This window comes from Paenibacillus sp. YAE3 (assembly GCF_057546105.1).
In genome coordinates, this window is the sequence record NZ_BAAIYF010000020.1 from 1 (window position 1) to 12511 (window position 12511).

Annotated in this window: 7 protein-coding genes; all 7 read right to left on the reverse strand. The window is 55.4% G+C overall.

From position 1 onward, the window contains the following. Positions 1 to 216: 216 nt before the first annotated feature. The 7 genes from AC27KL_RS26215 to AC27KL_RS26245 all read right to left on the reverse strand — a co-directional run bounded on the left by AC27KL_RS26215 (position 217) and on the right by AC27KL_RS26245 (position 12366). The gene (locus AC27KL_RS26215; protein ID WP_487171640.1) at positions 217 to 4059 is read right to left on the reverse strand and encodes a BclA C-terminal domain-containing protein; all 3843 of its coding nucleotides are present in this window, start codon (positions 4057 to 4059) and stop codon (positions 217 to 219) included. A gap of 180 nt (positions 4060 to 4239) precedes the next feature. Further along, positions 4240 to 6153, reverse strand: a complete 1914-nt coding sequence (gene thrS, locus AC27KL_RS26220) for a threonine--tRNA ligase (RefSeq protein ID WP_487171641.1) — start codon at positions 6151 to 6153, stop codon at positions 4240 to 4242. 513 nt (positions 6154 to 6666) lie between these two features. After that, positions 6667 to 7008, reverse strand: coding sequence for a DUF1801 domain-containing protein (locus AC27KL_RS26225; protein WP_487171642.1), 342 nt, complete (start codon positions 7006 to 7008; stop codon positions 6667 to 6669). A 417-nt stretch (positions 7009 to 7425) separates the two neighbouring features. Continuing rightward, positions 7426 to 8703, reverse strand: a complete 1278-nt coding sequence (locus tag AC27KL_RS26230; protein ID WP_487171643.1) for a Gfo/Idh/MocA family protein — start codon at positions 8701 to 8703, stop codon at positions 7426 to 7428. A gap of 30 nt (positions 8704 to 8733) precedes the next feature. Beyond that, on the reverse strand, positions 8734 to 9621 hold the full coding sequence (locus AC27KL_RS26235; protein ID WP_212951020.1) for a carbohydrate ABC transporter permease: 888 nt from the start codon (positions 9619 to 9621) through the stop codon (positions 8734 to 8736). A 15-nt stretch (positions 9622 to 9636) separates the two neighbouring features. Continuing rightward, entirely contained in the window at positions 9637 to 10527 is an 891-nt protein-coding gene (locus tag AC27KL_RS26240; RefSeq protein ID WP_212951018.1) for an ABC transporter permease, read from the reverse strand. Positions 10528 to 10638: 111 nt separating this feature from the next. Next, positions 10639 to 12366: an extracellular solute-binding protein gene (locus tag AC27KL_RS26245; protein ID WP_487171679.1), complete on the reverse strand. Its 1728-nt coding sequence runs from the start codon at positions 12364 to 12366 to the stop codon at positions 10639 to 10641. Positions 12367 to 12511 lie beyond the last annotated feature (145 nt).

Here is a 12511-nt window from a genome sequence, read left to right on the forward strand (position 1 = left end):
GCTGTTCTAAAATTCTGCAAGTCTGCCCTTTTCTTCATCCATATAATACCATTTTCGAAAATTACCCCTTAACGACAGTGAATATGCTATCGCTTCTTCTCTGAAACGGAATTATGCAAAACACTCAGCTTATTGTTTTACGAAAAAGTGCAAAAAATCCCTATTGCTTTTGGCAATAAGGATTTTTTTCTTTTTGCCTGACTCCCTCAGGGAGGGTCAACTTAATCGTATGATCGTAACATTAGTCGGCGTGGTGGTCGTGAGCGTTGCGGTTGCTAGCACGCCGAACAGCTGAATGCTTATGGTTGCCCCTGCAGGAACAGGCGTAATCACGTTTGTTTGGAAGGAAGTCGTGCCGACTGCGGGCGATATCGTTGAGGCCGGTGCGGCGCTTCCGTTGATTAGTATGCGGGAACTGACCAGCAAAGAAACGTTCAGGTTGATCGAATATGAAATATAATAGTTTCCTGCATTGGCGACGGTAAATGTATTATTGGCCGCATTTATCGTGATGCCTGGTCCGATATCCTGCGCGTTTGGGAACGATACGTTTGTTCCGCCTAAAATTACAGCGATGACGGTGCCGGACGTATTGGCCGCAAATGCATGATTTTCGGTCACGCTGGTCCCTGTCGCACCCGTGGCACCTGTGGCTCCTGTAGCTCCTGTTGCGCCTGTGGCACCCGTTAGCCCAGTTGCGCCTGTTGCTCCTGTCTCGCCCGTTGCACCTGTCGCCCCCGTTGCGCCTGTCGCTCCCGTTGCTGCTGTAGCGCCTGTAGCTCCTGTGGCTCCTGTCTCGCCCGTGGCGCCTGTCGCACCTGTAGCACCCGTCGCTCCTGTTGCTCCTGTGGCTCCTGTGGCTCCTGTGGCACCTGTTAGCCCAGTTGCGCCTGTTGCTCCTGTGTCGCCTGTTGCTCCTGTAGCTCCCGTCGCACCTGTAGCACCCGTCGCTCCTGTTCCTCCTGTAGCTCCCGTCGTACCTGTAGCTCCTGTTGCGCCCGTCGCCCCTGTGTCGCCTGTAGCTCCTGTTGCGCCTGTTGCTCCTGTTGCTCCTGTCGCGCCTGTTGCTCCCGTTGCACCTGTCGCTCCTGTTGCGCCCGTCGCTCCTGTGCCGCCTGTTGCGCCTGTCGCTCCCGTCTCGCCCGTTGCTCCTGTCGCTCCTGTTGCTCCTGTTGCGCCCGTCGCTCCTGTGCCGCCTGTTGCGCCTGTCGCTCCCGTCTCGCCCGTTGCTCCTGTCGCTCCTGTTGCTCCTGTTGCTCCTGTCGCTCCTGTTGCTCCTGTTGCACCTGTAGCACCCGTGGCACCTGTTGCTCCTGTCGCACCCGTGGCACCTGTTGCCCCCGTTACCCCCGTTGCGCCCGTGGCTCCTGTCTCGCCCGTCGCACCCGTCGCCCCTGTTGCGCCTGTAGCACCCGTTACACCCGTCGCCCCCGTTGCGCCTGTCGCACCGGTGGGACCCATCGCTCCTGTAGCTCCCGTCGTACCTGTAGCTCCTGTTGCGCCCGTCGCCCCTGTGTCGCCTGTAGCTCCTGTAGCCCCCGTCGCTCCTGTCTCACCTGTAGCTCCTGTTGCTCCTGTTGCTCCTGTGGCACCCGTTGCACCTGTCGCTCCTGTGTCGCCTGTCGCTCCTGTAGCCCCCGACGCTCCTGTAGCACCTGTTGACCCGGTTGCACCTGTCTCGCCCGTAGCTCCCGTTGCACCCGTGGCTCCCGTCGCACCTGTAGCGCCCGTTGCTCCTGTCGCTCCTGTCTCGCCCGTGGCACCTGTTGCGCCCGTCGCTCCCGTTGCGCCCGTAGCGCCTGTTGCGCCCGTTGCACCTGTGTCGCCTGTCGCTCCTGTTGCTCCTGTTGCTCCTGTTGCTCCTGCCTCACCCGTTGCTCCCGTCTCGCCCGTTGCCCCTGTTGCCCCCGTTGCTCCTGTCTCGCCCGTTGCTCCTGTCGCTCCTGTAGCACCCGTCGCTCCTGTAGCACCCGTTGCGCCCGTCTCGCCAATAGCTCCCGTCGCACCTGTAGCACCTGTTGTGCCCGTGGCTCCTGTTGCCCCTGTCTCGCCCGTCGCTCCTGTAGCACCCGTTGCTCCCGTTGCTCCCGTCGCTCCCGCATCACCTGTTGCACCTGTAGCGCCTGTCGCACCCGTGGCACCTGTAGCTCCTGTAGCACCCGTCGCTCCTGTAGCACCCGTCGCTCCTGTAGCACCCGTCGCTCCTGTAGCACCAGTTGCGCCCGTCTCGCCAATAGCTCCCGTCGCACCTGTAGCGCCTGTAGCTCCTGTTGCTCCTGTTGGCCCGGTTGCACCTGTCTCGCCCGTGGCTCCCGTTGCTCCTGTAGCACCCGTTGCTCCCGTAGCTCCCGTCGTACCTGTCGCTCCTGTTGCGCCCGTCGCACCCGTTGCCCCCGTCGGTCCCGTCTCGCCTGTGGCACCCGTTAGCCCAGTTGCGCCTGTGGCTCCTGTAGCACCCGTTGCACCCGTCGCTCCCGTTGCACCTGCCTCGCCCGTAGCTCCCGTCGCACCCGTTGCACCTGTCGCTCCTGTTGCACCCGTGGCTCCCGTCTCGCCCGTTGCCCCCGTTGTTCCTGTCTCACCTGTAGCTCCTGTTGCTCCTGTGTCGCCCGTAGCTCCCGTCGCACCTGTAGCACCCGTTGCTCCCGTAGCTCCTGTGTCGCCCGTGGCCCCCGTTGCGCCTGTCGCTCCTGTGTCGCCTGTCGCTCCTGTTGCCCCTGTCGTTCCTGTTGCTCCCGTTGCACCTGTCGCTCCTGTGTCGCCCGTCGCTCCTGTTGCCCCTGTCGTTCCTGTTGCTCCCGTTGCACCTGCCTCGCCCGTAGCTCCCGTCGCACCCGTTGCACCTGTCGCTCCTGTTGCTCCCGTCGCTCCTGTTTCGCCTGTCGCTCCTGTTGCACCCGTGGCTCCCGTCGCACCTGTAGCACCTGTCGCACCCGTTGCTCCCGTTGCACCTGCCTCGCCCGTAGCTCCCGGCTCTCCTGTAGCTCCCGTTGCTCCCGCATCACCTGTTGCACCTGTAGCACCCGTGGCTCCTGTTGCTCCTGTCTCACCTGTAACTCCTGTTGCTCCTGTGGCACCCGTGCCGCCTGTTGCGCCCGTCCCACCCGCATCGCCTGTTGCCCCTGTAGCTCCCGTCGCTCCCGCATCACCTGTTGCACCTGTAGCGCCTGTCGCACCCGTGGTTCCTGTCGCTCCTGTAGCACCCGTCGCCCCCGTTGCGCCTGTCGCACCGGTGGGACCCGTCGCTCCTGTAGCTCCCATCTCTCCCATAGCGCCTGTCGGGCCGGCAACGCCGGCCGCTCCCGTCGGTCCCGTAGCCCCTGCTTCACCCGTCGCGCCCGCTGCAGCCAGAAGCGTATAATCGGGCGAACTTCCCGGCATGCCTGCCGGCGATGCCACGTTAGCGATATACGTACTTCCATCAAAAGTAACGATTTGTCCCTGCGGATAAAACCGGCTTTGTTCAGGATCAAACGGCAGAATCCCGTTGAACCCCGCTCCTGTCGGCCCCGTCGGGCCAGTCGCACCAACTTGACCGGGATCGCCTGCCGGTCCGGCAGGCCCGGGTGGGCCAGGAGGACCCGGTGGCCCGGGCGGACCAGATACGCCGATTCCCCCGGGCGTTCCGGTGCCCCCAAGCGCAACCGAGGACAGAATGTCGGATATCGAACGCTGGATTTTCCTGATCAGATCGACCAACGTATCTTTGATTTTCCGTGAAACATGAAGCAGCAGGATCGTGGATAAAAGGTCATCCAGATTCTCCTGGAGGTTAATCAGAATCCCTGCTCCTGAAACCGGCACCGCCTCACACATCGTAATCGCCAGCTCAAGCGTCGATTGCAGACGGGCCTTGTCTCTGACGGGAAAATCGGAATCCGTAACAAAGATTTGAAGAAGCTTTAGCACGTCCTTCAAAGCCGCAACCGATACCGGATTCTGCCTGAGCAGCGCAGGAGGGACCGTTTGAAGCATGCGCAGCAAGAGGCCGATGAGCTTTTCGGTCTGCTGCCGGGTAATCGGAATGACGCCGAACCCTTCATTTTCATTCATACTCATTCATCCCCCCTTACGATCGATGCTCCAAAAGCTTGTACGTTCCATGCAGTGTATTTCGAAAGCGTTTAAAACCAAACGTTACTCCACCCTATGCCGTTTGCCCAGAAAGGGTGACTCCCCTTTTTCCCGGCACAACCAAAAAAACGCTCCCCCACATGACGTGAAGGAGCGGTGAAATCCTTATTTTTTTGCAGCGATTTCTTCATTAATAATAGAGATGATCTCCGGGATGCTTTTTGCTCCCAGGTCGCCTGCTTCCCTTTTCCGCACGGACACGCCGCCGGAATTTTTTTCGTTTTCGCCGAGAACGAGCATGTAAGGGACCTTCATCATTTCGGCATCCCGGATTTTGTACCCCAACTTTTCGTTCCGGATATCGATTTCGACCCGAATGCCGGCGTCTTCAAGCGATTGTTTGACCGCGAAAGCGTAATCGACATAGTTCTCCGACACGGGCAGCAGCTTCGCGTGAACGGGGGACAACCACAGCGGGAAGGCTCCGGCATAATGCTCCGTCAGCATGCCCATGAACCGGTCGATCGAGCCGTACACCGCACGGTGAATGACAACCGGACAGTGTTTCTCGCCATCCTCGCCAACGTAAGTGAGATCGTATTTTCGGGGCATTTGGAAATCCAGCTGAATCGTGCCGCACTGCCAGCTTCGCTTGAGCGCGTCCAAAATGTGAAAATCGATTTTCGGCCCGTAAAACGCGCCGTCCCCCTCATTGATGCGGTAATCGATGCCGCGGCGGTCCAACACGTTTTGCAGCGCCCGCTCCGCTTCTTCCCAGAGCTCATCCGAACCCATCGAGTCCTCCGGACGCGTCGACAGCTCGATTTTGTATTCAAAGCCGAACACTTGATACATGTTGTCGATCAGCTCGATGATGCTGCCGATTTCCTCTTCGATTTGTCCCGGAAGCACGAACAGATGGGCGTCGTCCTGGCAAAACGTCCGTACCCGCAGCATGCCGTTCAGGGCTCCCGAAAATTCATGTCGGTGCACCTGTCCGAACTCCGAAATGCGCAGCGGCAGATCACGGTAGGAACGGAGCTTGTTTTTGAAAATCAGCATATGTCCCGGGCAGTTCATCGGCTTCAGCGCATATTTCGTGTCGTCGACGTTCGTGAAGTACATGTTGTCTTTGTAATGATCCCAGTGTCCCGATTGTTCCCACACCCGCTGGTTCATCATAAGCGGCGTCCGGACTTCGTCGTAGCCCCTTTTCCCCTGCATTTCCCTTGCGAAGTTTTCAAGCTCCGTGCGGATCGTCATCCCTTTCGGCAGGAAAAACGGCATGCCCGGCGCTTCCTCCGAAAACATGAACAGCTCCAGCTGCTTGCCCAGCTTGCGGTGATCGCGTTTTTTGGCCTCCTCAAGAAAATGAAGATGCTCTTCCAGCTGTGCTTGCTTCGGAAATGCCGTTCCGTATATGCGCTGCAGCATCTTGTTGTCGGAATTTCCGCGCCAATAGGCGCCCGAAACGTTCAGCAGCTTGAATGCCTTGATTCGGCCCGTGGATGGCAGATGAGGCCCGCGGCATAAGTCGAAAAATTCTCCTTGGTCGTAAATCGAAATGACCACATCTTCCGGCAGATCGCGGATCAGCTCCAGCTTCAGCGGATCTTCGAGCTCTTCAAAGATTCGGACGGCTTCCTCCCGGCTGACCTCCCGACGGACGATCGGCAGATTTTCCCGAGCAATGTTCTCCATTTCCTTTTCGATCGCGGCCAGGTCATCCGGCGTTAAAGGCTTCTCGATATCGATGTCGTAGTAGAATCCGTCTTCGATGACCGGACCGATGCCGAGTTTGACCTCCTTTTCGCCATACAGCCGTTTGATCGCCTGCGCCATCAGATGCGCCGTGCTGTGACGGTAGATCTCAAGCCCGTCCCGACTGTCCAGGGTGACGATTTCCACCCGTCCGTCCGCTTCGAGCGCATGGTTCAGGTCGACGGGCTTGCCTTCGATTTTGCCTGCGATCGCTTTTTTCTTCAGTCCGATGCTGATGGATTCGGCGATTTGTTCCACCGTGGTGCCTTGCGGATACCTCCTTATCGAACCGTCTGGCAGCGTTACTTGAATCTCCATTGTTCTGACCTCCATTCCTTTGAATTGGTTTACGTTTGGCGACTTCAAAACTCCATTTATGAACGCAAAAAAACGCATCTCATCCTCAAGGGACGAGTGCGTTCATCTCGTGGTTCCACCCTAATTCAACCTGCCGTCAACCAGCCTCGGCCGCAGGCCAAAGTTGAAATTGCAGGTTCTCATTGGAATCCGTTAACGGGGATCAGGCGGTGCCGCTTACTGCCGCTCCGTGATGCAAAAAGCGGGTTCAACGCCACAGCTACAAAGGGGTAACTTCATGCCGTTTTCAGGAGAAGCTTTCAGCCGGAACCTCTCTCTCTGGGCAGCTCGTGCAGGAAGTCATGTCTTTGATCAAAGCCAAATGTTGAATTATGGCTATAATCAAATCACAGACCGAAATAAATGTCAAGCCCTCGTTTTCATTTTTTCGTAAAAAGAAAAGCATCGCAGCTCGTCTGCGATGCAATCTTCGTGTCATATATGTGTTACATATTTGACGCTTTCAAATGATTTTTACAAAGCCGAAGAAGCTTGACCGACCCAGGCTTGCAGCTGCTCCGGATCAAAGCCTTGACCTTGGCGCAGCTTCAACGTTTTTCGTTCCGGCGGACCGTCAAAAAGGTCTTCCGGAAGATCGAGTTCGGTCGCATTAAAAATCGTAAAACTAACGGCATCCTTCGAAGTTGAAATGACCGCCGCATATTTCCCGTTTTTCAAAAAATGGGGCTTTTTGTACTGAATCCGTTCCTGAACGTCCGGAATGGCCTGACGAATAACCTCGCGCAGCCGGGCTGCCAGTTCCTTTTGCCACGGTTCCTTGATGGCATCAATAAAATCTGATACTTCCTGGCTCATATCATATACTCCTTTGCTTAGGGAATGTAAGTCCGTTCGGACCCTGTTCGTGCACCGAATCGGGATGGTTGCATAACCTCCGGGTTAAATATGCTCCCACAAATTTGTTTCCATCGCCATGATGTTAGGATTATGATAGGTTTGGGAGCCTTTAACCCTCTCCAAGGCCTCAATCGACGCATCAAACGATTTTTTTCAAAAAAATCATTAGACGATTCCATTTTCAAAGCGTTTTATTTATTTCGAGCAAACAGGACTGTTTCCTGCATCTCCCTGCGCCGTCTGTTCTTAAAAAGTTCCGGATAACCGGATGAAGGTCATTTGGCGTAAAGTGCCTCTTCCTTTGACACGGACGTCCTGGCCAATGCAAAAAAACCTGCCGAACGCTTTATGCTCGGCAGGTTTCGATCTAAAAATTTAATTCGCTTCTTCTTTTGCGCGGTACCTTTCCTTAAACTCCTGAAGACCGATGATCGTCCCTTCGACCCGGGATTGTTCCGCGGCGAATGCCATCAAATGGCTTTGAACCGAGGCATCGGCCGATGTCAAACCTTGGCTAGCGCCGTTTGTGCGCACGAGCTTCAGAAAATCCTTCACGAGGCGCAAATCGCCGCCGCCATGTCCGACGTGGCCGCCCATGTCATCAAAGGAGATGCGTTCGACCTTCCCGCTGCCGAAATGGATGATTTCGATTTCGTTTTTCTCCATCGCTCCGCGGATTTCGCCTTTCGTCCCCATCAGCTTGATCGTGCGGCTGATATCTCTCGTGAACGCGCTCATCGTAAAAGCGGCCGTCACCCCGCTCGCAAACTCCAAATTCACGACCTGATGATCGACGACGTCGTTGTCGCAGTGGTACACGCATCTGCCATACGGCCCTTCCTCCAACGCTTTGTAGCGGGCGGCGTAGCTCATATCGTCGCTGATCGCCGACGTCGGCCAATTCGTGTCCTCTGTCAAATAGATATTGGGCGCATAATACAGGCACTCGTCCGCCGCCGGACATCCGTCCAGGCATCGCAGCGGAGCCCCCTCCGGCGCTTCCGAAGCCGTGAAATGGCTCAGCGAACCGAAGGAAGAAACCTTGACGCAATCCGAACCCGCAAGCCACAGCAAAATGTCCAGATCGTGGCAGGATTTGGCCAAAATCATCGGGCTGGACTCGTCTTTCCGCCGCCAATTGCCGCGCACGAAGCTATGCGCCTGATGCCAATACCCCACGTTTTCATTGTGCTGGATCGACATCAACCGGCCGATCGCGCCTTTATCGAGGAGCTCTTTGAGCGTGCTGAAAAACGGCGTGTACCGCAGGACGTGGCAAATCGAAAACACGAGTCCGGCCTTGGAAGCCATTTCGCCCATCCGAATGCATTCTTCCGGATCAGGCGACATCGGCTTTTCCAATAACACGTGGTATCCCGCCTGCAGCGCCTTCATCGTCGGCTCGAAATGCTGTTTGTCCTGGGTGCAGATCAGCACCGCATCCGCGAGCTTCGGTTTCGCGAGCAAATCATCCCAATGCTCGAAGCACATCTCCTCCGCCAGACCATGCCTTTCTTTGAAGTTTTCCCTCCGCTGACGGACCGGTTCCGCGACCGCAACGACCTCCAGCTCGGCAGGATGCTGCAGCGCATAGTCCATGTAGTTGATGCCGCGAAGGCCCGCCCCGATTAATGCAACTCTAACCTTTTTCATCCGATAACTCCGCTCCTTAGCCAAATTCGCTTATTCTTTGACGCTTCCGACGGTCATGCCTTTAACAAAATATTTCTGCAAAAACGGATATACGACCATGATCGGCAGCGCCCCCATGAAAATTTGCGCCGTCTGCAGCGTTTTTTCGCTCAGGTTCTCCATCGCTTTGATCTGTTCGATCGATACCGAAGTCATCTGGGAATTGATCGACATGATGAGCGTGGACAAATAGGTTTGCAGCGGATATTTCTCCGGCGAGTTCAAGTACAAAATGCCGTCAAACCAAGAATTCCAATGCCCCACGATCGTGAACAACCCGATGGTCGCGATGGACGGCAAGGACACCGGCAAATATATCCGCCACAAAATTCTCCAGTGCCCCGCGCCGTCGATCGTCGCGGCCTCGTCCAGCTCGCGCGGAATGGTGCGGAAGAAGTTCAGCATCAGCACCATGTTCCACACGTTAAGCGCTCCCGGCAAAATCAAGGCCCAGATAGAGTCGATCAATCCCGTATTTTTGACGATGATATACGTCGGGATCAGCCCGCCGCCAAAAAACATCGTTATCGCGAAAAACCACACATATACCGTCCGGAATTTGAACTGGTCCACCGATTTCGACAGCGGGTACGCCGTCACGAAGCATAAAAACATGTTGACGGCCGTCCCCAGCACCACCCGCTCGACGGATACGCCCAGCGAACGGAAAAACTCGACTTTTTCCCCCAGGTAACGGTAAGCATCGAAGTTGAAGCCGACCGGCCAAAGCTTGACTTCCCCCGCCATGGCCGCCGTATTCGAGCTGAGGGACACCGAGAGGAGGTGAATAAACGGAATAATGCCGAGAAGCGTGATCGCCGTTAGCAGCACCGTATTGAATATGACGAAAATCCTTCTGCTGATCGTAGGTTTATGCATCTCTCTGCCTCCCGTTTAAAAGATCCGATAATTGTTGTATTTGTAAGCCGCGTAATAGGTCACGGACACCAGAACCAGGGAAATGACGGATTTGAACAATCCGACGGCGGCGGCCGGTCCGAACTGCTGGCTGAACATCCCCAGCCTGTAAACGAACGTATCGATGATATCCGCCCCTTCGTAAACGGTCGGGTTATACATGATCAGGATTTGTTCGAAGCCCGCATTCAAAATGCCGCCGAGGCTGAGCACCCCAAGCAAAATCAGGATCGGTGCCATGCCCGGAAGCGTAATGTGGATCATTTGCTTCCATCGTCCCGCACCGTCCACTTCGGCGGCTTCGTAAAGCGTCGCGTTGATGCCGGTAATGGCGGCCAGCATAACGATCATGTTATACCCCATCCCTTTCCAGACGTCGGACCCGATCACGATGCCGCGGAACCACTCGTTATCCAGCATGAACATGATCGGCTTCAGACCCATCGCCGCCAGCAGCCCGTTGACCGGACCGCTCAGCGAAAACAGCTCGATGATGACGCCGCCAAGCACGGTCCAGGACAGGAAAAACGGCAGGAACACGGCCGATTGGATGAACCGGGAAAACCAGCGCTTGGTGACTTCATTGAGCAGCAGCGCAAGGATCAGAGGGACGAGCAGAAACAACACCATTTTAATGACGGCGATCAATACCGTATTCCACAGCACCTGCTTGAAATCCGGCATATTAAAAACGTATTTGAAATTGTCGAACCCGACGAACTTCGAATGAAAAAAGCCGGAAAGCGGCTCGAATTGCTGGAATGCCATCACCAGGCCGGCCATGGGCCCGTAAGCATAAATGAGCGTGACGATCACGCCGGGCAGCAGCATGATATGAAGCAAATATTCCTTTTTCAGCGTTCTCACAGATGGACCTCCCCGTTCAAATCGTAAACGGGAGGAATCGCCGGCATCCATCAGGCTCCTCCTCCCGTTTCATCACATCATTCTGGATTGTCGCAGCATTCGCGCAAGCGATTATTTCGCAGCCTGTTTGCTGTACCAGTCGTTCACCTCTTGGGTGATTTGGTCTCCGCCAAGGGACTTCCAGCTTTGAACGAACTTGTCGAATTCGTCCAGGGAACCGCCCATAATGATTTTCGTGAAAGATTCCTGCATCAGCTTGTCGAGCTGGGCGCCTTTTTCGACTTGCGTTTCCGTCGGCAGGCCGAAGAATTCGTTGTTCACGAAAGCTCCGCTTTCCTTGATCTGCCGGGTCATGCCCCAGCCTCCGTCTTTTGCCGCGCGGCTGAAGTATTGGCCCCAGTTGACGCCTTTGGAGGCTTTTTCCGTGTTGCCTGCCAGATAATCCTGGGCTGCCTTAAAGACGTCGGCAACGTTTTTGTAGTTTTCATCGTCCAGCGTAATTTCCGTCTGCTTCGCATCCAGTGCCTTGTTGACTTCCGTATAGATCGTTTCGATTTGGGCCGGGTTGTAAATCCGCGGATTAAACCAGTTGTATACGTATCCGTTTTCCGCTTTGTTTTGCTCCATGTATTTCTTTTTGCCTTTTTCGATGTAGAAGTTGATCATTTTGATGGCGGCTTCCGGATTTTTCATTTTTTTGTTTACGGCATAAACTTTGCCGCTGCGGATTTTAGGCACCAGCGATTTGCCTGGACCGTCGAGACCCGGAATTTGAATCGCGATCCATTCCGCTTTCGGGTCTTTGTCGACGTTCAGGTTCAGCGGATAGTTCGGATACCACCATTCGCCGTACACGATGCCGACTTTGCCTGCCGTGATGTCTTCGACGGCCTTGTTTTCGTCCTTTAGCGCAAATTCTTTGTCCAAAATGCCGTCCTTGTACCAGGATTGCAGCTTGCCCAGGGCGGTTTTCACTTCCGGCTGAATGAGGCCCGGAATCAGCTTGCCGCTGCTGTCCTTGATCCAGGCGGACTGATTGTCGCCGATCGAAGGATATGCGCCGAAGCCGTTAAAAAATCCTCTCAGGTCGTATGCCCAGAAAAACAGGTTTTTTTGCAGGGATACGCCGTACGTGTCGTTTTGGCCGTTTTGGTCCGGATCGTTTTTCACGAAAGCTTCGGCAACCTTGTCCAGTTCGCCCATCGTTTTCGGCGGCTCCAGCTTCAAGTTTTCGAGCCAGTCTTTGCGGAGCCAGAGCAGCTGCGTCGACAGGAACGGATCCTCGAAAGCCGGAATCGCGAGCAGCTTGCCGTCCTCGGTGAACGTCTTCATGGCAAAACCGCCGTCGGATTCCATGTATTTCTTCAGCTCCGGAGAAGCGTAATCGTTATAAGCTTCGGTCAAATCGGCCAGCATGCCCTGCTTTTTCAGCTTCTCGAAGTTTTTCTGGTCAAGCTCCATGATGTCCGGCAGGTCGGCCGAAGCCATCGCCAGCGAGAACTTTTGCTCGAATTGGCTGGAAGGAACGGTCCACTTGTACTTGACTTCGATGTTCAGCATGTCTTTCAAATCTTTGAGGTAAGCGTTTTGGTCCGGCGTGATGCCTTTCGGCGTCCGCGGGTCTTCCGGAGGGTTGTAGCCGAGCACTTCCGTCACCGTGACGGTTTCGGGATATTTCCCGAGCGGCTCCGGCGGCGCGTCCGTGCTCTTTTTTTCTTCCTTGGAGGACGGGTCTGCAGCCGGGCCTGCCGTATCTTTGCCTTGGCTGGAGCATGCCGTAAATAACGAAAGCGACATCGTGACGAGCAAAATCATTTTCCATGGATTGATTTTTTTCATGTTCAACGCGTTTCCCCCTTTGTTTATGCTGCGATTTGCAAGTGCTTTATGTGTTTAATTATAAATTTCAGAAGAAAACGCTATCAATTTTGAGTTTTTTACTTCCCTTTCACTTTATTTACCTTTTTAAAAACGATCGCTGCGA